Below are 20,136 nucleotides of genomic sequence, written 5' to 3'. Positions count from 1 at the left end.
GAGTTATCCCAAATCCACCGAATGACGATCAACTGCAGTCAAGGCCGCTTGCAATACGCACTCAAGCCACGCTGCAAATCATCGATCGCGTCATCCAGATCCTTGAGCGCCGGCTCCAGCGCTTCACGGTCACGCTGCTCACACACCGCCCCCAACGCTTCACAAGCACGAATCACCGCATGCGCCTTGACCATCCGCGCCCCGCCCTTGGCACGATGGGCCAGGTCGTGCAACCCGGCGAAGTCGGCGTTGCGTTGCAGCGACGCCAACAGCGCGCGATCAGCCTCCAGACTGTCGAGCAACGGTATCAGCAGCTCTTCAAGGACCCGTGGATCGCCGCCCGTCAATGCGGCCAGGGTACTCAAATCAAACGCTGCCACCTCTGGCGCAGAAAGGCCGGCAGTGCGCGACGCCAACGCGGTGCGTAGATCCTCAAGCCCCGTGGGCTTGAACAGACACCCATCCATGCCTGCCTGCCGACAGCGCTCGGTTTCTTCGGGTTGGGCATTGGCGGTGAATCCCAGCAGCAGGCATGGGGCCAAGCCCTGCGCGCGCTCCTGTGCACGAATGTCCTGTGCCAACTGATAGCCGTTCTTGAGCGGCATATTGCAATCAGTGATGACCCCGTCGAAGTGCCCGGCCTGCCACTGTTCAAAGCCTTTGACCCCATCTTCGGCCGTGGTGATTCGATGCCCCAGGAAGATCAACTGCCGGGCCAGCAGCAGGCGGTTGGCCAGGTAGTCGTCCACCACCAGAATGCTCAGTGCTCGGGCCGGCGGAGTCTGCGGATCCAGCGGTACAGCCTGGGCCGGCAATGCAACAGTGCTGGCCAGCGTCAACATCACATCCACACGAGTGCCCTGCCCCAGCACGCTGCTCAGGTGCAACTGTCCGCCCATCATTTCGCACAGGCTGCGACTGATGACCAACCCCAGTCCAGACCCGCTGCGGGCGGAGTGCTCACTGTTGCCGCCCTGGACGAAAGGGTTGAACAACCGTTGTTGATCCACGGCACTGATGCCGACACCCGTGTCCTGCACCCATAACTGCAGCCTTAAATGCTCCCCCTCAGCTACCGCCTGGGCACCGAGCGTTACCTGGCCCTGTGCGGTGAACTTGATCGCATTGCTGAGCAAATTGGAGATCACCTGTTTGAAGCGCAACGGGTCAACCATCACGCTGTGCCCCTTCAGCGCGTCCAGTTCAACCTGCAGCACCAGCGCCTTGGCTCGCGCCAGCCCCTCAAACACGCGCACCACCGATGCCAACAACTCATGCAGACTGGCCGGCTGCAACGCCAGTGATAAATGCCCGGACTCGATCCGTGCGATATCGAGAATATCGCCGATCAACTCCAACATGCCGCGCGAGGCCACCGAGGCCACTTCCAGCGCATCGCGGTCGGCCCGGCCCTGCTCGGCATTTTTCAGGGCAAGCTCGATCATGCCGATCACCGCGTTCATCGGCGTGCGGATTTCGTGGCTCATCGTCGCCAAAAAAGTGGTCTTGGCCCGGTTGGCGGCATCGGCATCGTCCTTGGCTTCCTGCAACTGGCCCAGCAGCCGTTGACGCTCGCTCACATCCACCCAGCCGGCGATCATACCGACCACCTTCTCATCACCGTCGCGGTACGGCAGCATCCACTGGTAAATAGTCAGCACCTCACCCGTGGGCACCTTGAGTATGCGGTCATGGATCTGTGGCTCGCCGTCGGCCATCAACCGCAAGTAATCTTCATGAAAAGACTGGGCCTGCGGAAGGTTGCCGGTGTCGGTTTCCACCACGGTCTTGCCGATCACGTCTTGGAGCTTGAAACCAAACACGTCCAGGTAAGCGTTGTTGCAGGCCATCAACCGCCCTTGCCGGTCACGCACATAAATCGGGTGCGGCGTGCCGTCGATCAAGACGTTCATGAAGCTGATCTGATCGCTCAACGCCCGCTCGGCCTGGAAACGTTTGCGAATCAGGCTACGCAGATAGATAACCCACCCCAGCGTGACCGCCAGCAACACTGCGGCCAACCCGAACGCCTGAATGATCGCATTGCGGTGGCGCAGCCAATAACTGTCCTCGATGAGGATTTCCCTGCGCCAGTGACCGATCAATTCATCCATCTCCTGGGGCGGGATGCTGAGCAACGCCTTGTCGAGGATCGAGTACAACTCCAACTGACTGCGATTGACGCCAAACGTGACGCGAGCAGGCTCGGAGCCGACCGTGCTGGAGATACGCAAGCGGTCGCGGTAATACCGCGCGATCAGGTAGCGCGCGCTGATCAGCGAATTGACCGCGCCGTCTACGTCACCCTTGGCCACCCATGCCATGGCTTGCTCCGGGTTCTCAACGTCGACGAACACAATCCCCGGGAAGTTCTGGGTCATCGCATCCCGCAGGCCATTGCCCGGGATCAGCGCCAAGCGCTTGCCCACCATCTCTTCCAGGGTGACAGGGCTACGCTCATCGCTACGGGTAACCAGCACAAAGGGGTTGGTGAGGTAAGGCCGGGTAAACCGTAGCTTCTCGGCACGCTCGACGCTGGGGGTCACCACCGCCAGCATATCCGCCGCGCCCATACTGACCTGATCGATCTGTTGCGGCATTGAGCTGCCCGGCACCACATCGAATTTCAAGCCGGTACGCAAGCTGATACGCGACAAGACTTCGGCACTCAACCCTTCGAATTGCCCTTGCTCATCGAAAAACGACAACGGCACGAATTTGTCGAGCGTCGCCACCTTGACCCGCGGATGTTTGTGCAACCAGCGTTGTTCACTGGCACTCAACTGCAGCCGGCCGGTACCGACAATCCCCAGGTTGCCGACGCTCCAGCGGCGCAGGATTTCCATCTGCTCGCTCGCCGGAATCACCGCCAGTGCTGCGTCCAGAATAGGCAGCAACCGGGTATTTTCACGGCTGACGGCAAAGGCAAATGGGTTGACTTCCAGCCCGGAGAAATCCGCCATCCGTACGTTATTCATATGGTTGTGGTTGATCAGGTAACTGCTGCTGACGGCATCGCCCAGGTACACATCGGCGTTACCAAAGGCCACGGCGCCGATGGCTTCAACGGTTGAGGGAAACAGCACCAACTGGGCACGCGGGTAGAAGGCCTGCACCGCAGCGGGCGGCATATAGTGATAGAGCATCGCCACGCGCTTGCCGGCCAGGTCATCACTCAGCGCCTGGCTGTCACTGGTGCGAGTCACCAGTGTGGGTTGATCATTGGCGTAGGAACGGGAAAGGCGCAGTTGCGGGTCGGCCGCTTCAAAGCCATTGGCTGAGCCGAGGAAATCCACGGCGCCTTGCTTGAGGGCCGCAATGACTTCGTCACGGGTGTCGTAGCGCCGTACCTCGATGAGGACATTCAGGAGCTGCCCGATCAGGGCGGCATAATCGGGTGTGATCCCTTCAAGTTCGTCGTTGTTATTGGTCAAGTCAAAAGGCGCGTAATCGGGGGCGGACACCCCCATCACCAGGGTTCGCCGCTCGCGCAGCCAGCGCCATTGCGCCTCATCCAACACCACGTTGACGTGCTCCACGTGCGAGTGCCCCAACAGCCGCAGCGTGCGCGGTTCATCGAGAGCGACCGCGCACAGGGGCAACAGGCTCACCAGCCAGATCGCGGCGAACCTCGTGAACGTGGTGGTGGTCATTTCAGATCAGATGATTGCGCTGGGCAAACTTGGAAAGGTGCACCACCGATGACATGCGCAGCTTTTCCTTGAGCCGGGTCTTGTAGGTACTGATGGTCTTGTGGCTCAGCAGCATGTCTTCGGCGATTGTCTTGTTGCACAGGCCCAGGGCGAGTTTTTGCAGCACCGTCAACTCGCGATCCGATAGTGCATCCACCATTGCCGCTTCCGTGACTTGCAAGTCGTCGCGGCGCACCGAACTGGTTGCAATACTGGGGAAGCAGCTGTAACCGGACATGATCGCCTTGATCGCCTTCTGCAACTCGTCCAACTCACCGGTCTTGGCAACAAACCCCATCGCCCCGGCACGCATGCAGCGGGTAGAAAAAAACACTGCCAGGTAGGACGTGAGCACCAGGATTTTGCACGGCAAGCCCAGCGCCTTGATCCGGCTGATCACTTCCAGCCCGCCCAACTTGGGCATCGCCAAGTCCAGGATGATCAGGTCGGGGCACTTCTCCCGTGCCATTTGCATGGCATCGGCACCATTACCCGCTTCGTAGATCTCACCGAAGCCTTCCAGCTTCAACAGATGCTTGACCGTCTCACGGATAAACGGATGGTCATCCACAATTAACGCCTTGATCATAAAACTCCCCTAAGCGAACACTGCACCCTTTCACATTACGCAGGACCTCGATACCTGTGAGAAATGACAGTGCCGACGAACGGCACTGAGCACACCCAAGGCGATCACCAAGCGCTGCCGGGCCCCTTCGATTGAAAACACCACGAGCCTGTGAAGCCGGGCCGAAGGGCCCACCAGTCGTAAGTGCGCAACCTTAACAACGTAATGATGCTCAAATTGAAGGAGTAATCCTGAGTGAGTGTAGGACTTATCCTCACAAAGCCGACCCCATCCATGGATTAAGCGGGTTTTTCATAGGGAGAGTCAGTCGGTGGTGCTCGGACTCCAGAAGGCTTGCACCACCAGAGTCGACATGGAAATACGCGCCACCAGCGCATCCAGCTCATCACCATCGACCGACGTTGCGGCCAGGGTGGCCTCGATTTCCACTTCTTCGCTGCCGAACGGTCGCACGTCGACATCACTGGCCGGGTAGTTGCACCGCGCCAACTCGGCTTCCAGCAACACCATCACGGCTTGTTGCTGGCTACGCCGCGCAATGACATAGAGGATATTGGTGACTTCGGCCGACACCACATCCAACGGCTGGCGGTTGATGTTATTGACGATCGGCCGCAACAGCGTGTTGGCCGCCAGCACAAACAGCGTGCCCAGCAGCGCTTCGAGGATCAGGTCGGCACCGGCACAGGCACCTACCGCCGCCGAGGCCCAGAGGGTCGCGGCGGTGTTGAGCCCGCGCACATTGCCCTCTTCACGCATGATCACACCCGCACCCAGAAAGCCGATGCCCGACACCACATACGCCACCACGCGCACCGCGCCTTCCGCACCACCGAGGCGGTTGGCCATGTCGACAAAAATCGCCGCCCCTACGGCGACCAACACGTTGGTCCGCAGACCCGCCGTACGCTGACGGTACTGCCGTTCGAAACCAATCAGGCCGCCGAGGATAAACGCCGCGGTGAGGCTGACCACGGTGTCGACGAGGGAGTTGAGGTTGATGTTATTGATTGCTTGCATAAGGATTCTTCCCTGCTCATTACCCGCCAAATTTACGGATGTGGAAACCCTTCAGCACCGGGGTACGGCGTGTTGGCATCAACCACATACCACAGGCGTGGAACAGGGTGATGTCAAGGATCGAGCAGCACCGGGCGCCCACCGCAAAAGACGGGCGCAGGCGTGGCATCCCGGGGTGAGCCAGGTGCTGATCAGCGTCTATGAGAGGGATCGGGCAGGGCCAGGACTGGCCGCTGCCGGGATGCCGCTTCTCGCTATCTGAGGCGAGACAACGGCATCGAAAGCATGCGCGTTACCTTGCCAAGTATGTACCGGTTACCGAAACCGGCCGACAACTGTCACTCGAACAAGTACCCACTGAGGGTCTCCGCTATTGATGAAAACGCGCGAAGCTTACGCCCCGTTTACCGGGGAGTAAACCGTAGGAAAGTATCTACATGGTGAATGAGACAATTCTTCAGGGTAAGTTCAGACAGGTCAATTTCAGGGGGCATCCGGTCGATCCCTGGCGACCACAGCCAAGTAATCATCAACCTGCCCATCGGCCAGCGCCTTGATCTGTATCGACACGCGGTTCACGCGCTGCCCAATCGTGACCCCGTCACGGATACGCACCTGCCTATAGCCCAGCCGCGGCCAGAAACGCTCGGCCTTGATATTGCCGATGACGACCGTCAGCCGCAGCCATCGGGCACCGCGCTCTACCGCCCACGCTTCAAGGTCCTCATGTAACTGGTAAGCGAGGCCGGTGCCATGCAGGCGCTTATCGACCAACAACAACCCGATATGCCATACACCGACTGCCGGCACATCCGCGGCAATATTCACCACCGCAACCAGTTGGTCATCAACATCGCGATAACCCAGCCAGTACATCCGGCTGCAGGTCCAGCCTGCGGGCAGGCAGTCCTGCAACTCGTCATGTGCCTCAGTCGGCGTCGCCGGTTCGCCATTCACGGCGATGAAGTAATCCGGCGCCCGCTCAAAAAACCGTTGCAACTCGGCTTCATCGCGACCGCCCAACTCAACCACGCGAACGCCCTCAATGGAGCAGTCCGGTATCACCTGAGCAACCATGCCCACCTCTTTCAGTCATCCCGCGTCAGCACTTCCAGCAATTCAATTTCAAAGCGCAGATTGCTGTTGGGCTTGATATGCGCACCGATGGAACGCTCGCCATATGCCAGGTGCGCCGGCACGAACAACGTACGCACGCCTCCCACTTGCATGCCCATCAGCCCTTGGTCCCAGCCCTTGATCACTCGACCGGTGCCGATCACACACTGGAACGGTTTGCCCCGCTCCCACGACGAATCGAACACCGTGCCATCTTCCAGGGTGCCGGTGTACTGGGTAGTGATCAACGCGCCCTTGACGACGGCCTTGCCGGTGCCGGGGCGGATGTCGGTGATCTGAAGTTCATCAGTGCTCATGGCGTTCTCGTTGTAGACGCAAAGGTTGGGGGTTTTCCCAGAATTGACGGGGTTTGGCAAGTGTGAACGCGGCCAGCTCACCGAGCGAGATACGGGACCAGAGAGCCGCGAGGAAGTGCTGGGCCACCTTAACGGTTTGCGATTGCCCTACGAAAGAACACGATATTCCCCAGCCAAAAATCACTTCCTGCTTATTCTCAGGCACCAGTGGCTACATACAACCTATGGACAGACAATCATATCGGATCAGGGATTATCACCATGACAATAGGCTCAAACTTCAACTACCCTGCGGACGTGGCCCGGGAACATCATCGAAAGAAGCGCTCTTCCAATCATAAATGGAAAGCCAGATTCCCTAACCCACCAGATTTGTGCTTTGACTATCGTGCATTGGTAGAGCAAGAGAATGGCATTGCCCAAGCCACTCAAACCGGTCATAAAATCTGCATTATTGGAGCAGGCATTACAGGTTTAACAACCGCACGGGAACTGCATAGGTGCGGCTTCACAAATATTACGTTAATTGAAAAATCCAAGCGCATTGGCGGCAGACACCTCACAGCACTTGGGAGCAACAATACCAACACAGTCGGTCGCCCCCCTTTTGAAATGGGCGCGATGAGAATGCCATTTTTCAATATGTCAGATGAGCCCCCTAAAGAAGGCCGCTCACTCATGGCCTATTACGCTGACGCATTTGAATTAGTTCATTCAGACTTTCCCAACCCGGGCAGTCCTGCCGTTCGATCAACTGGTATATACCTACGAGAAGGCAGCATAGAAGGTAACAACGAGCCCACCATGCTCATATGGAAAAACACTGACGGAAAGACCGCGCCACCTGGTGAAATGTTAGGGGCTGTATTCGCAAAATGGAAAATATTTGCTGAGCGCATGACGCTACACGTTTCGGAGCATTATGGTTCCGAACATTGGGAAGACATGTGGGCCTCCATTGTCAAAAAATACGAAAGTGTTTCATTTCGCGGCTTAGTGAAAATGCCAGCTATTGACAGATGGAGCCCCAGTGACCCAGGCAATTTTGGCGGAATGGGCATGACTGCTCAGGAGTCAGCGGTTTTCTATTCTATTGGGATTGGTGATGGCAGTTGGGGAGCTTTCTATGACGTTTGCTCAATTTACCCCATACGCACCGCGATATTTGGATTCAGTAGTCATTTGCAATTGATCCACGGACGTGTAAATGCGGATGGAACACCAATAGCCTCGCCCTATCTGAATGCGACGGAAATCGTTGACTCTGGCGGGCTTCACTTCAACACACCCAAGTACGTTGGGTTAGGTGCGCTCGCAGAATCTCTCTTATTCATAAAATCAGACGATACCCATGAGTCTTTGTATGAACACTTAATAAAAAGCCCATCCGGTTTGCTTACCAATAGTTCAGTGACAAAAATAAAAAAACTTAAAAATGGTAAAACACGAGTTTATTATGATTGGAACACCACACAGCCAGAGATAGTAAAGAGGAAATTTATCGATACTGACTCTGTCGTCATGACGCTTCCTTCCTGGCTGATAGAGACACAAATCCTTCTCGAAAACTTTGATCAGAAAATGCTCCCATTCGAGATAGTCGCAGCCTATAAAACAGCTCACTGGGAAACCAGCTGCAAAGTGTATGCCCCTCTTAAAAAGTCCTTTCTGTCACATAACAAAACCATTCCACAAACTATCGTGACCGACAGCTTAGTCCACGACATTTACACTTATCGCTATAATGAAAGCAACACCTACGACTGCATACTGCTCAGCTACACATGGGAAGATGATGCTACAAAACTTTCAATATTCAGCAATGAAGAACTCGTAGACAAATGCATAGAGGAACTTGATAGGATTCTTTTAAAATCAAGCAACATAAAACAAAAAATATCTCCTTATATAGGCCGTGAACAAGCGATCGTCCAGCGATGGATGAATGATAAGAACTCACTGGGTTGTGCAAAGCTTTATCGCGCGGGAACCTATTACGAGGCGGTGCGTTTAATGAAATACAACAGAGACTTCTCTTACGCCTCGGGGCTTTATCTTTGCGGCGAATCATTCTCTGTCGATGCCGGCTGGACTGAGCCCTGCTTCAGAGGCGCGCTGGATACGGTTATCCACATCTGCAATAAAACCCAAGCACGCTTTAATGGGGGATTTAGCATTCAAGACTATCCAGAGTATAAAACTTAAATAGCACAAGAGAAATAGACTACCGCTTAACAGGAACCGTCTGACTTTCATTTAAACAAATTGCCGCTTCTTATAAACATTCAACCACTTCCTGGTTGTATAACAATAAGAGGCTATCTTCATGAGCGAACCCACCAGCCCCGCCCGCGTAGCGGTCATCCAGTTTGACCCTCAAGTCGGTATCGACAACCGAGCCACCAACCTGCAGCAAAGCCTTGCACTGGCAACCGAAGCGGTGAATGGTGGCGCCAACCTGATCGTGCTGCCGGAGCTTTCCAATTGTGGATACTTCTTTCGCAGTCGCCAGGATGCCTTTGATCATGCCGAGACGGTGCCGGACGGCGTCAGTGTTCGGGCGTGGATTGATTTTGCCTGCAGGCATCAGGTGTATCTGGTTGCGGGCTTGAGCGAAATCGACGCTGCGCGGTTGTTCAATACAGCGGTTCTGTTAGGTCCCGATGGCTTCATCGGCAAATATCGCAAAGCTCATTTGTGGAACCTGGAAAAACTCTGGTTCTCCCCCGGAGATACAGGTTTTCCAGTGTTTGAAACGCCCATTGGCCGCATCGGTTTATTGATCTGCTGGGACATCTGGTTTCCAGAAGTACCGCGCATTCTCAGCCAACAAGGCGCCGATATCATTTGCAGTCTGAATAATTGGGTCTGGACGCCACCCCCGCTATTCGATGACGCCGGCAAGTGCATGGCTTCGTACCTGACGATGACTGCGGCCCATGTGAACAACGTATTTATCGCAGCTGCCAGCCGTATTGGTGAAGAGCGCGACGCGCGTTATCTCGGTTGCTCGCTGATTGCCGGAACCAATGGCTGGCCCATCGGTGCTGTAGCTTCGCCCAATCGCCAGGAAATCCTGTTCGCAGATATCGATATCACCAGCGCCCGCAGTGCGCCCATCTGGAACAACCTCAATGACCTGCAACGCGACCGACGCACGGATCTCTACGATCAAATACTCGGGTATTCCCAACACCCTGCCCTGCCACGCTGATCGGAGGGCAATTCATGGGAACGTTATTTACCAAGGCAACACTCATCCGATCGAGAGCAGAAACTGCGGTCTTTATCCTGGGTGTATTGAGTGCGTCACTGGTGCTCTGGGTAACACTGAGTCATCAAGGTTCCTGGCCAGGCTATGGCGACATGACCGACAGCCTGCCCCACCCCGCTGCCTGGCTGCGCTGGATACTGGGGGATATCAGTGAAGTTGCCTTCTACAAGCACGAGCTTGCTTCGCTCGGTTTGCTGAGCGGTGCCTACCTGGCCTGGTGGGCAAGCAAGCGCGGGAAAACCTGGCAAGGCTTTTCAATTTCTTATGGTACCGGGCTGTGGCCTTGGCTGGTCACCAGCTCATTGCTGGGGCTGTTGCTGAGCAACTTGTTGTGGGGTTGGAGCGTCAACTCCCAGACATGGCAACCGACGTTTGCCGCATTCGTCTCATTGCCGGCGGCCATGGTGCTGATGTTCGGTGGCGGCTGGAAGGTCACGCTCACTGGTGCGTTAGCAGGGGCTCTGCTGGTTACGCCGCTGTGTATTTTGATCGTGAACCTCGTATGCGTGCCACTGGGCTTGCCGGTGGTAATCGGCAATGTGCTGGGCATGGCCATAGGGAGTGTCATAGCGTTCGTACTGTGCCATCGCATGCCTTCACTGGTGCGGTCGGACTACGTCGCGCCCATCAGGCCCATGCCTGCCAGGACGCCCACCTACGGCATGGTGTGGAGCCTGCGTCGAGTGTTGGCGGACTTTTCTGAAGCGCCCTTTTTCGGAAATGAACTGGCCAGCCTTGGACTATTGGCCGGCGTATTACTCGCATACGCCCTGAACCCGCTCAGTCCGGCTTATGGGTCGGGCCTGCTCTTGCACATAATCGTCGCACAGGCCCTGACATCGGCGCTGGGTGTAGTGATCTGGCGGCAACAGTGGATCAAGCGGGGCTGGTACCCAACTTACGTTCCGTTGGTATCGGTGGTGCCCGCAGCGGTGCTCACACACGGAGGCAATTGGACGGTGATAGGTTCAAGCGCATTACTGGGCGCACTGATTGCACCGCCACTGGCCTGTGCAATTGCCGGGCGACTGCCTGCGCACTTTCATCCCTATATCGGCAATGTAATAGCGATGGCGCTCAGCACACTTATGGTGGTGCCACTCGTGGGCTGGGTGGCCTGAGCCTGAGCACTGTGCCCACGCTGTGCTGTTGAGACAGCGTGGGGGCAGTCAAACCGTTCGACCTTACAACCACCGCCAGAACCGACTCCAGAACCCCCGCCCCAAATCATCCTTGCACCCGGCATATTGCGCCGCGTACATCTGCGAACGCGCCTGCACTTTGCTGGCCACCGGCGGCAGCCAGGGTTTGGCGGCGTAGGTGCGTTGGCGGTAGCCGCCCCATCCTTCGTGGTAGTTCAGGTATTGGCCGTAGGCGTCGTATTTGTACACGCCGTTGATGGTGTAGGTCTTGTCCATGTACCAGCCGACAAAGTCGATGGCATCGTCGAAGTCCTGGCGACTCGCACCGCTGCGGCCGGTGCTTTTGCGGTAATCGTTCCACACCTCGTCTTTGGCCTGGGCGTAGCCGGCGGCAGTGGAGACGCGGCCCCAGGGGATGATCCACAGCAGATATTTACGCGGGGTCAAGGCGTTCTGTCGAAAGCCGGACTCCTGATACATGATCGCGAACGGCACCTGGATGGGCACGCCCCAGCGCTTTTGCGTGACTTTGGCGGCGTCGTACCAGTCGTCCTTTTCGCGGAAGATACCGCAGATATCATTGGGTGTGCGTGGCGGTGAGGTGCCGCAAGCAGCCAGCATTGAGGTGAGTAACAACAGTCCGACGGCTTTGCCTGCGCTCAAGGGGCACCTTTGCGTGATACGCGTAAAAAGCCGGCATTTTACGCGCTCAGCGAAGCGGCGTCCTTGCCGCAAACCGCTTTAAGCCAAAGGTACTCGACGTGTAGTCAGCGCCATGCGTCCCACAAAGAAGCTCAAGGCCGCGCCCAGCAACAGCATCGCCAGGGTGCCCCACGCCGCGCGGGACACTTGCTTGGCCGCCACTTCAGCGGCTTCACGGGCCTTTTGCTCAGCCTGTTGTTTCAGCTCATCGACCTTTTGCACGGCTTGCTGGTACGCCTGGGCATAGTTGTCGACGATCTGGGTCGCCTCAGCCTTGCTCTTGCCGGTGCGGGCCGCAACGATGTTGATCAGGGCGTCTTTATCCGCGGCATTCAAAGCGGGCTCGCCGGAGGCTTTGACCCGATCGAACCATTGTTTCAAGGCGTCCGGTGCCTGGGCAGGGTCAGTCGCGGCAGCCGTCGCCGATTGTTTGCCATCCTGCGTAGCCTGATCAGCTTTCTGCTCAATGCGGGCCGGGTCCAGTTCAGGCTTGCCGCTTTGCTTGAGCAAGGTGTCGAGCTGACCTTGCAGGCTGTTCCAATCCAGGCGGATGCCCTGCTCGTCCAATTGCTGCTTGACGCTGTCGCTGATACCCGGCGCCACAGCGGCAATGCCACTGCCGGCAGCGGAGAGGCCCTTGCCCACCACATTGCCCGCCGTGCCAACGACGCTGGAAGCCAGTGCCGCCAACAACCAGGTCGTAAACAAGGTGGTCAGCGTCCAGGTGAGCACGCCATGCAGGCCACCGCGATCCGGTGCGGTACGCCCCGCGACGAACGCACCAACGGCGATTGCCAGCAGTGTGGAGACAAACAACCAGATACCGGCGCCCGTACCAAAACCACGCAACGGGTTACCCGCCTCCATCGGGTCGACCGCACTTGCGCCAATGGCAGTGCCCAACACACTGAGCACCAGGTAAGTCACCAGCGCAATCGCGCTACCGGCCAGGACAGCGCTCCAGGACACCCGAAACGCAGAACGATTGGTTTCATAGACAGTGGTCATATTCGATCCTTTGACAGTGATTGACCGTTTCAGTCTGGCGAGCGCACTGCCAGAATTCCCCGTTCAAATGCACCAGTAAACCTGGTGCATTCGCACCCCATCCCGGGAAATTGTTCTGCACTATTCTGAAGCCTGGATGTCGTACTTCCATGCGCTCAAAACCAGGAGAAATCATGACTCAGGACGTTCTCGCCAAAGAAACCAACCGCCGCCAACTGCAGCAGATCATTTCCGGGCTGTCCGACGGTGTGATTCTGGCCGAGGTTGACCAGACCATTCTTTGGGCCAACGAAGCCGCACTGAACATGCACGGTGTCAGCGAGGTCAAGGACCTGGGGGCGAACACCGAGGAATACGCCAAGCGCTTTGCCTTGCGCTATCGCAATAACCATCCGCTGCAACTGGACAGCTACCCCCTCGCCCGTGTGGCCGAAGGCGAAGAGTTCAGCGATGTCATCGTGGAAGTCATGCCTGCCGCCGACGAGGAGCGCAGTTGGGTGCACCGCCTGCGCAGCCTGGTCCTCAACGACGCATCGGGTAACCCCGAACTGCTGGTGCTGATCCTCAGCAACGCCACCGAATGGGCCAGCGCCGAGCAGCGCTTCGAAAAAACCTTCAATGCAAACCCGGCACCCGCGGTGATCTGCCGCTTGAGCGACCTGCGCTACATCAAGGTCAACCAGGGTTTTCTGGAGATGACCGGCTATAACCGCGAGCAGGTCATCGGCAAATCCGTGTATGAACTGGATGTGCTGGAGCAGGCCGAGCGTAAGGACCTGGCCATTCAGCGTCTGGGCGAAGGCGCAACCATCCCGCAGATGCAGGCCGAACTGAGGCTGCCCAAAGGCGGCAGCAAGCTGGTGATCGTCGCCGGTCAGCCGTTGGACATGAACGAAGAAGACTGCATGCTCTTCTCGTTCATGGACCTGGAGCCACGGCGCAAGGCGGAGATCGCCTTGCGCCAGAGTGAAGAGCGCTTCGCCAAGTCGTTCCGACTGACGCCGGTGCCAACCCTGATGTGCAGCGCCGATAACCGCCAGGTAGTGGATGTCAATGAAGCCTTCATGAACATCACCGGCTATACCAGCGAGGAATTGATTGGCAAAGCCATCGAGGAAATCGACTTTATCGACAGTCCCCAAGCGGCCGAACACCTGTTTGCCTGCCTGGAAAAAGCCGGCCAGTTGGAAGGCCAGGACATCAAGGTGCGCAAGAAGGGCAATGAATTGATCGACTGCGTGGTCTCCGCCGACACCGTGATCATTCAAGACGTGCCCTGCTACCTATTGGTGCTGATGAACATCACCGAACGCAAACGCACGGAGCTTGAACTCGTGGCGGCGATCGAAGAAGTGATGCAGGACGCCTCCTGGTTCAGCCAGACCCTGATCGAGAAACTGGCCAACGCCAAGAGCGTCAAGAGTCCCAATTCACCGACTGTGGCGTTTACTGATCTCACCGCCCGTGAGCGCGATGTGCTGGGGTTGATTTGTGAGGGGCTGGCCGACAAGGAGATCGCATCACGCTTGAAGCTGGCGCCTAATACCGTGCGTAACCATGTGGCCACCGTGTACTCCAAACTGGGGGTGCACAGCCGCAGTGCGGCGATTGTCTGGGCCCGTGAACGCGGGCTGTTTGCCGGTGAACTGCGCCTGGCAAACAGGTCTTAAAAAGTGCAAATGCACTAGTGCGACTAGTGCGAACTCACCTTATTGCGGCCCAGGCTAAGCCATAACCTTTAAGGCATCGTACTAATGTCTTGAAGGAACCAGCATGTTTAGTCTCTCTCAACTGCGAAACTGCATCGAAGAAGGCCTGTCGCCGCTGACCTGTGAATTCACCCTGTGCCGGGACGCGTCCCTGACCCTCAAGGTCTTCGATGCCGAAACGGGTCGAGTCGATCTGGTGGTCACCGGGATCAGCACCAATCGACTGCAGACCGCGCAAGAAGTCGCAAAGATGGTCGAAGAGCTGCGCTACGAACTGGAATGCAACAATGTGGGCAAGCTTACGCTGGATGATTTGCCTTCAGCGACGCCCCAATGAAATAGAACACGCCGCCACCCACGATAAACGCCCCCAGCATGTAGAACATGGTGTGGGCCGGCAGGCTGGCCAACACCATCCCGCACAACACCGGCCCCACGGCAGCGCCCAGGTTGGACAGGTTCTGCGCCCCGTAATACATGCCCCGCAAATGGTCCGGGGCGATCCGGTCGATAAACATGTACTCGGCCGGGAACACGATGATTTCCCCCACGGTGAACACCGCCATTGCCAGTACCCACCACAGCACGCTGGTGGACAGCGCAAAGCCAATCAAGCCCAACATGAACATGCCCAGGCCGGCGACCAGCCACTGGCTCAGGTAGCGGTGCGAGATACGCCGGCCAATCACGTACTGCAAGGCGATCACTCCCACGGCATTGGTGGTGAGTACCGCGCTGATCACGGTGTAGGTGTATTGCGCCGTCGTGGTTGTCACCAGGTACTGCGAAAGCCATGCGGTGAACTGGCCGAACACCACGGCACTGAGCACGCCGCCAAGGGTGAAGCACACCAGGCGATAGTCGCGCAGCAGGACTCGGCCTACCGCAATGAACGACACCGGTTTTTGCGCGGCGTCGATGGTGGTCAGCGTGCGATCGCCCCAGCGCCAGTACAGCAGGAAAAACCCCACCCCCAACAGCGCCGACAGCATAAACGGCAGGCTGATATCCAGCTTGGCCACTATTGCCCCAGCCGCCGGGCCGACCGCGTAACCGATATTGGTCAGGGTGTACTTGATGGAAAACACTTCGCTGCGCGCGTCTTCCGGCAACAGGCTGGCAAAGCCGGCTTTCACCGCAATATCGATGACGGCGTGGGCCAGGTTGATCAGTATCAGGCAACTGTAAAACGCCCAGATATTCCCCGCGAGCACCGTGCCGATAAAGCCCACGACAAACACCATGCTCAAGCCGAGCAGCAGGCGATAACTGTTGATACGGTCGACGAGAAAGCCGCCGTAAACACTGAGCAGCGAGCCGACAATCAGCGAACTGCCGATCACCAGGCCCACCTCGGTGATATCGAGGCCAAAGCGGCTGGTGAGGTAAATGACCAGGTACGGAAAGGTGATCGCCTTGGCCAGGGTCAGCATCAACGTGGCGGACAGCAACAGGTTAACGGTGCGCGGGTAGGTTCTTATTGTGGCCAGCATCCTGCTCTCTTTCTTTGAAGGTAACGCGACCCTTCCGGCCGGTTACCTTAACTCAAGAGCAGCGCTTAACGAGAGGTCATTTTTTTACGGGCGTGATTTCAAGAATGGTGCCGTTAGTGGTCTTGAGCAGCACGAATTTATCGCCTACCCGCGCCCATTGGCTGTCGGCTTCAGGTTGCTTGAGGCCGTGCTTTTTCCAATTGCTGACCGCCGATTCCTTGCGCATCAGCATGTCCGGGGCACGGTCGCCCTCCTTCAAATCGCGAGCGTTGATGTTTGAAGGTTGTACGGTTTCCTGCGGAGTATCACCGGCTTGCACGACGAAGCTGGCGGTGGACAGGCCGGCAGTGAGCAGCAGGCAGGCAACGAGGGCTTTGGAATTCATAGGTACTCCTTCAATGAATGATGCATACCCAGGTTACGACCGCCGGCCGATGTGAACATTCAACCCAGAATTCGCGATAAAGGGACCTGGGCAGCTCCGCTGCCCGGCGGGAGCAAGCTCCCTCGCCATAAGGTGTTATAGGGCCGCAGCTGGTGTGCCCTGATGAAACACCATCCGCCACTGCCCTTCCTCCTCTCGCCACACCGAACTGCGCAGTGAATCTCCCACGCCTTCCCGGTGGCAGCGATAAGTCACCAGTGCAACGCCATTGCTCAACAGGTTGAGCGCAAACTCAGTCATAAGGCGTTCGGAAAACACTTCATCGCGCAACCCGGCAATCACCTGAGCCTTACTACCCCAAACATTGCCGCTGACACCAAACTCAACGAAATCATCCGCTAGTAACTGCGACAGCCGCACCGCATCCAAGCGGGTGGTACTGCCTTGCAGCTCCCGCTCCAGCTGGAACAAAAGCGCTTCCAATGTCGTTCCCATTGCTCGCATGAAATAAATCCTGTAATTTTTCATGAAATTATTCGACGTAAATTTCATGAACCAACAAGAAGAACTTGCCACTCTGGCCGTCCTCATCCACGACCTGCGCAAGCACAAGAAACTCACCCTCGCCCAGCTGGCGCAAAAAATCGAGCGCTCGGTGGGTTTCCTGTCCCAGGTCGAACGTGGCCTGTCGCGACCGACTGTGGCGGACTTGACCGCCATCAGCCACGCACTCGACGTGCCCACCACCTACTTCTACAGCCTGCCCAAACCCAAGGCGGTGGATTGGGTCACTCGCCCCAACGAGCGGCGCACGGTGTATTACGCCAACGGCATCACCGACATCCTGGTTTCGCCCAGCATGAATGGCGCCTTCTCGATGCTCGACAGCCTGTTGGCACCCGGCGCCAACAGCGGCGAACAAAGCATGAGCGACCGCGCCGAGCAGGCCGGTTTTGTGCTGGAGGGTGAGCTGACGCTGTGGGTGGAGGACGAGGCCGAGCCGGTCACCCTTGGCGTCGGTGACAGCTTCCACCTGGCCAGCTTCGCCCACTGTCGCTACGCCAACCTGACCGACCTGCCCGCCCGCGTACTGTGGGTTTACAACTAGGAGCTGCACCCGTGAAAAGCCATTCCTCGACGTTGCTGGCCGAAGTACGGACCTTCCGCCAGAACCACCCCGACGTACGTTATGTCGACCTGATCGCCCTGGACATTCCCGGGCATTTCTACGGCAAGCGCTACCCGGTCGAGATGTTGGAAAAGGTTGCCGCCGGCGGCCCCTTGAAGCTGCCGCAAAACGCCGTGCTGCTGGGGGTTCAGGGTGGGTTGTTCAAGATCGGCGATTACTGCTTCAACGACGGCGACCCGGATGCCAACCGCCGCCTGGTGCCGGGCACACTCAAACCCGTCACTTGGGAAAAACAGCCATTGGGGCAGATGCTGATCACCTCGGACGGCACCGAAGCCCCCATCGAATTCGAACCCCGTGAGGTCCTGGCCAAGGTACTGGAACGCCTGCAACACAAGGGTATCCACCCGGTGGTGGCGTTCGAGCTGGAGTTCTACCTGTTCGACAAGAAGCTCGACAACGGCCTGCCGCAATTTGCCCGCGACCCGCTGAGCGACGACCTCGATGACCAGCCCAACCTGCATATCGAGCGCCTGTCGCGCTTCAGCGACGTGCTGGACGACATGGCACACACCGCGAAGGACCAAGGCATCGACATCACAGTGATCACCGCCGAGCTCGGCCCCGGCCAGTTCGAGATCAACTTCGGCCATCTGGACGACGGCCTGCGCGCCGCCGACTGGGCTGCCCTGTTCTGCCGCAGCACCCGTGGCGTCGCACTCAAGCACGGTTATCGCGCCAGCTTCATGGCCAAGCCGTACCTGCAATACCCCGGCAGTGGCATGCATGTGCATGTGAGCCTCTATGACGCGGCGGGTAACAATCTGCTGGCGGCGCACCAGCAACAGCCGCTACGCCATGCCGTGGCCGGTTGCCTGGAATTGCTGCCGCACTGCATGCCGATCTTCTCGCCCAACCACAACGCCTTCCGCCGCCTCGGCGGCACGGTCAACGCGGCGACCCGTGCCAGCTGGGGCTTTGAAGACCGCGACGCGTGCGTGCGCATCCCCGAGTCCGACCCGCGCAACCTGCGTATCGAGCACCGTCTGGCGAGTGCCGATGCCAACCCGTATCTGGTGCTGGCAGCTATCCTCGCCGGTCTGGAACATGGCCTTGAAGCCAAGCGTGAACCTATCGCGCCGCTGAACGAAGACCGCACCAGCGGCACCGATTTCCCCCTGGAAATGCTCGACGCCGTGCGCGCCATGCAGCATCAACCGGTCGTGCGCGATAAGCTGGGCGGCGAATTTGTCGACGTGTATTGCGAAAACAAGCGCCAGGATCATTTGGCCTTCCAGCAAGAGATCGCGGCACGGGAATATCGCTGGTTTCTCTAAACCGCCCCCTATCACTGCATGGACTCACCGATGACCGACCAAAGCGCCCCGGCCCTCAAGGAAATCTTCAACCTCGAACGCCTGCAACACATCGCCACCGAGATGACGGCGGTGTACCCGGCCTTCGACGCCAAGGGTTTCCTCGAACATGCCAACGCGGGGCTTGCCGAGTTGTCGGTGATGCAGCGCATGGCGCGGGTCAGCGAAAGCCTGCATGCGGTCATCCCACTGGATTACCCGCACACCCTCAAGCGCCTGTATGCGCTGGCCCCGCGCCTGAACAGCGGGTTCGTCAGCCTGTTCCTGCCGCAATACGTGGCCAGTTACGGGCGCGACGACTTCAAGCGCTCCATGGCGGCGCTCAAATACTTCACGACTTTTGGCTCTTCCGAATTCGGCATCCGCCGGTTTCTGCTGGACGACTTCGAACGCACCCTGGCGGTAATGCAAACCTGGTCGCTGGATGACAACGAACACGTGCGCCGCCTGGCCAGCGAAGGTTCGCGCCCTCGCCTGCCCTGGTCCTTTCGCCTGGGTCCAGTGCAAGCCGACCCCGAGCTGTGCGCGCCGATCCTCGACAACCTCAAGGCCGACAGCAGCCTGTACGTGCGCAAGTCGGTGGCGAACCACCTCAACGACATCACCAAGGACCATCCCGACTGGGTGCTCAGCCTGCTCGAAGGCTGGTCCCTGGATAACCCGCACACCGCCTGGATCGCCCGCCATGCACTGCGCGGCTTGATCAAACAAGGTAATACCCGCGCACTGGCGATCATGGGTGCGGGCGCCAGGGCCGAGGTAAAGATTCATCATCTGAGTGTCACGCCGGCGGTGATCAGACTGGGCGAACGCATCAACCTGTCCTTCAGCCTGGAATCCACCGCCGCCACCGCGCAAAAATTGGTGGTGGACTACGCCATCGACTACGTAAAGAGCGCCGGGCACAGCGCAGCCAAGGTGTTCAAGCTCAAGACAATGACCCTCGAGGCGGGCGAACATTGCAGCCTGCGCCGCGAACAACATATCCGTGAGCTGACCACACGCAAGCACTACCCCGGCAAGCACGCGGTGCATGTACTGATCAATGGCGAGAAGCTCGCCAGCGCCGAATTCGAATTGCTGAAACCCTGACATAAATCACACAAAAGGCTCTATCTCGGGCCTTTCAGCTGAACATATTGTCGAACAATCCTGGCTTTTGTTGTTGCGATCCATTATCATCC

At 57.9% G+C, this 20,136-nt stretch carries 18 protein-coding genes; 8 read left to right on the top strand and 10 right to left on the bottom strand.

Features of this window, described 5'->3' with window-relative positions:
* Positions 1-38 precede the first annotated feature (38 nt).
* From EXW71_RS27555 to EXW71_RS27535, 5 genes are all read right to left on the bottom strand, one after another.
* A complete protein-coding gene (locus EXW71_RS27555) occupies positions 39-3,653 on the bottom strand; it encodes a transporter substrate-binding domain-containing protein (RefSeq protein WP_134660703.1) in 3,615 nt (1,204 codons plus the stop codon).
* Between the two features lies 1 nt (position 3,654).
* Positions 3,655-4,281, bottom strand: coding sequence for a response regulator transcription factor (locus tag EXW71_RS27550; RefSeq protein WP_134660702.1), 627 nt, complete (start codon positions 4,279-4,281; stop codon positions 3,655-3,657).
* A gap of 303 nt (positions 4,282-4,584) precedes the next feature.
* Positions 4,585-5,301 (bottom strand): MgtC/SapB family protein, encoded by a 717-nt coding sequence (locus tag EXW71_RS27545; RefSeq protein WP_134660701.1) that lies wholly within the window; start codon positions 5,299-5,301, stop codon positions 4,585-4,587.
* Between the two features lie 483 nt (positions 5,302-5,784).
* Positions 5,785-6,378: an N-acetyltransferase gene (locus EXW71_RS27540; protein ID WP_134660700.1), complete on the bottom strand. Its 594-nt coding sequence runs from the start codon at positions 6,376-6,378 to the stop codon at positions 5,785-5,787.
* 11 nt (positions 6,379-6,389) lie between these two features.
* A complete protein-coding gene (locus tag EXW71_RS27535; protein ID WP_060756432.1) occupies positions 6,390-6,734 on the bottom strand; it encodes an FKBP-type peptidyl-prolyl cis-trans isomerase in 345 nt (114 codons plus the stop codon).
* Positions 6,735-6,995: 261 nt separating this feature from the next.
* Here EXW71_RS27535 and EXW71_RS27530 point away from each other — a divergent pair, with 261 nt between their 5' ends.
* The 3 genes from EXW71_RS27530 to EXW71_RS27520 all read left to right on the top strand — a co-directional run bounded on the left by EXW71_RS27530 (position 6,996) and on the right by EXW71_RS27520 (position 11,129).
* Complete coding sequence (locus EXW71_RS27530) at positions 6,996-8,939, top strand: FAD-dependent oxidoreductase (RefSeq protein WP_134660699.1); 1,944 nt, start codon at positions 6,996-6,998, stop codon at positions 8,937-8,939.
* 121 nt (positions 8,940-9,060) lie between these two features.
* Complete coding sequence (locus tag EXW71_RS27525; RefSeq protein ID WP_123717706.1) at positions 9,061-9,948, top strand: nitrilase family protein; 888 nt, start codon at positions 9,061-9,063, stop codon at positions 9,946-9,948.
* Positions 9,949-9,962: 14 nt separating this feature from the next.
* Positions 9,963-11,129: a hypothetical protein gene (locus tag EXW71_RS27520; RefSeq protein WP_177421609.1), complete on the top strand. Its 1,167-nt coding sequence runs from the start codon at positions 9,963-9,965 to the stop codon at positions 11,127-11,129.
* A gap of 63 nt (positions 11,130-11,192) precedes the next feature.
* On the opposite strand, the gene EXW71_RS27515 is transcribed toward EXW71_RS27520, so the two are convergent.
* The gene (locus tag EXW71_RS27515) at positions 11,193-11,813 is read right to left on the bottom strand and encodes a hypothetical protein (RefSeq protein WP_123717708.1); all 621 of its coding nucleotides are present in this window, start codon (positions 11,811-11,813) and stop codon (positions 11,193-11,195) included.
* A 78-nt stretch (positions 11,814-11,891) separates the two neighbouring features.
* Positions 11,892-12,860, bottom strand: coding sequence for a hypothetical protein (locus EXW71_RS27510; protein ID WP_134660697.1), 969 nt, complete (start codon positions 12,858-12,860; stop codon positions 11,892-11,894).
* Between the two features lie 173 nt (positions 12,861-13,033).
* Between EXW71_RS27510 and EXW71_RS27505 the strand changes: the two genes are divergently transcribed.
* Both EXW71_RS27505 and EXW71_RS27500 read left to right on the top strand, forming a co-directional pair.
* Positions 13,034-14,530 (top strand): PAS domain S-box protein, encoded by a 1,497-nt coding sequence (locus tag EXW71_RS27505; protein ID WP_123717710.1) that lies wholly within the window; start codon positions 13,034-13,036, stop codon positions 14,528-14,530.
* A 103-nt stretch (positions 14,531-14,633) separates the two neighbouring features.
* Positions 14,634-14,906: a DUF1652 domain-containing protein gene (locus tag EXW71_RS27500; RefSeq protein ID WP_123717711.1), complete on the top strand. Its 273-nt coding sequence runs from the start codon at positions 14,634-14,636 to the stop codon at positions 14,904-14,906.
* On the opposite strand, the gene EXW71_RS27495 is transcribed toward EXW71_RS27500, so the two are convergent.
* The 3 genes from EXW71_RS27495 to EXW71_RS27485 all read right to left on the bottom strand — a co-directional run bounded on the left by EXW71_RS27495 (position 14,869) and on the right by EXW71_RS27485 (position 16,999).
* Entirely contained in the window at positions 14,869-16,062 is a 1,194-nt protein-coding gene (locus EXW71_RS27495; protein WP_134660696.1) for an MFS transporter, read from the bottom strand. The two genes, EXW71_RS27500 and EXW71_RS27495, sit on opposite strands and share 38 nt — an antisense overlap.
* Positions 16,063-16,138: 76 nt before the next feature.
* The gene (locus EXW71_RS27490; protein ID WP_123717713.1) at positions 16,139-16,447 is read right to left on the bottom strand and encodes an RcnB family protein; all 309 of its coding nucleotides are present in this window, start codon (positions 16,445-16,447) and stop codon (positions 16,139-16,141) included.
* A 135-nt stretch (positions 16,448-16,582) separates the two neighbouring features.
* The gene (locus tag EXW71_RS27485; RefSeq protein WP_256657141.1) at positions 16,583-16,999 is read right to left on the bottom strand and encodes a DUF4440 domain-containing protein; all 417 of its coding nucleotides are present in this window, start codon (positions 16,997-16,999) and stop codon (positions 16,583-16,585) included.
* On the opposite strand from EXW71_RS27485, the gene EXW71_RS27480 reads away from it, so the two are divergent.
* From EXW71_RS27480 to EXW71_RS27470, 3 genes are read left to right on the top strand one after another with little or no spacing between them, the layout of a single operon-like run.
* Positions 16,998-17,555 (top strand): helix-turn-helix domain-containing protein, encoded by a 558-nt coding sequence (locus EXW71_RS27480; RefSeq protein WP_123717726.1) that lies wholly within the window; start codon positions 16,998-17,000, stop codon positions 17,553-17,555. The two genes, EXW71_RS27485 and EXW71_RS27480, sit on opposite strands and share 2 nt — an antisense overlap.
* Before the next feature lie 11 nt (positions 17,556-17,566).
* A complete protein-coding gene (locus EXW71_RS27475; RefSeq protein ID WP_123717715.1) occupies positions 17,567-18,913 on the top strand; it encodes a glutamine synthetase family protein in 1,347 nt (448 codons plus the stop codon).
* Between the two features lie 30 nt (positions 18,914-18,943).
* Entirely contained in the window at positions 18,944-20,044 is a 1,101-nt protein-coding gene (locus tag EXW71_RS27470; protein WP_134660695.1) for a DNA alkylation repair protein, read from the top strand.
* Positions 20,045-20,136 lie beyond the last annotated feature (92 nt).

This window comes from Pseudomonas sp. BCA17, from assembly GCF_004519405.1.
Classification (GTDB): domain Bacteria; phylum Pseudomonadota; class Gammaproteobacteria; order Pseudomonadales; family Pseudomonadaceae; genus Aquipseudomonas.
Note: the sequence above shows the minus strand (reverse complement) of the source record. Positions and strands in the feature narration are given on the sequence as shown.

What these genes read in the sequence shown, in the direction of transcription:
- EXW71_RS27485 (WP_256657141.1), bottom strand. Translation starts at nt 16,999, where the DNA reads ATGAAATTTACGTCGAATAATTTCATGAAAAATTACAGGATTTATTTC.
- EXW71_RS27545 (WP_134660701.1), bottom strand. Translation starts at nt 5,301, where the DNA reads ATGCAAGCAATCAATAACATCAACCTCAACTCCCTCGTCGACACCGTG.
- EXW71_RS27525 (WP_123717706.1), top strand. Translation starts at nt 9,061, where the DNA reads ATGAGCGAACCCACCAGCCCCGCCCGCGTAGCGGTCATCCAGTTTGAC.
- EXW71_RS27555 (WP_134660703.1), bottom strand. Translation starts at nt 3,653, where the DNA reads ATGACCACCACCACGTTCACGAGGTTCGCCGCGATCTGGCTGGTGAGC.
- EXW71_RS27540 (WP_134660700.1), bottom strand. Translation starts at nt 6,378, where the DNA reads ATGGTTGCTCAGGTGATACCGGACTGCTCCATTGAGGGCGTTCGCGTG.
- EXW71_RS27510 (WP_134660697.1), bottom strand. Translation starts at nt 12,860, where the DNA reads ATGACCACTGTCTATGAAACCAATCGTTCTGCGTTTCGGGTGTCCTGG.
- EXW71_RS27490 (WP_123717713.1), bottom strand. Translation starts at nt 16,447, where the DNA reads ATGAATTCCAAAGCCCTCGTTGCCTGCCTGCTGCTCACTGCCGGCCTG.
- EXW71_RS27500 (WP_123717711.1), top strand. Translation starts at nt 14,634, where the DNA reads ATGTTTAGTCTCTCTCAACTGCGAAACTGCATCGAAGAAGGCCTGTCG.
- EXW71_RS27480 (WP_123717726.1), top strand. Translation starts at nt 16,998, where the DNA reads ATGAACCAACAAGAAGAACTTGCCACTCTGGCCGTCCTCATCCACGAC.
- EXW71_RS27505 (WP_123717710.1), top strand. Translation starts at nt 13,034, where the DNA reads ATGACTCAGGACGTTCTCGCCAAAGAAACCAACCGCCGCCAACTGCAG.
- EXW71_RS27520 (WP_177421609.1), top strand. Translation starts at nt 9,963, where the DNA reads ATGGGAACGTTATTTACCAAGGCAACACTCATCCGATCGAGAGCAGAA.
- EXW71_RS27530 (WP_134660699.1), top strand. Translation starts at nt 6,996, where the DNA reads ATGACAATAGGCTCAAACTTCAACTACCCTGCGGACGTGGCCCGGGAA.
- EXW71_RS27495 (WP_134660696.1), bottom strand. Translation starts at nt 16,062, where the DNA reads ATGCTGGCCACAATAAGAACCTACCCGCGCACCGTTAACCTGTTGCTG.
- EXW71_RS27550 (WP_134660702.1), bottom strand. Translation starts at nt 4,281, where the DNA reads ATGATCAAGGCGTTAATTGTGGATGACCATCCGTTTATCCGTGAGACG.
- EXW71_RS27470 (WP_134660695.1), top strand. Translation starts at nt 18,944, where the DNA reads ATGACCGACCAAAGCGCCCCGGCCCTCAAGGAAATCTTCAACCTCGAA.
- EXW71_RS27535 (WP_060756432.1), bottom strand. Translation starts at nt 6,734, where the DNA reads ATGAGCACTGATGAACTTCAGATCACCGACATCCGCCCCGGCACCGGC.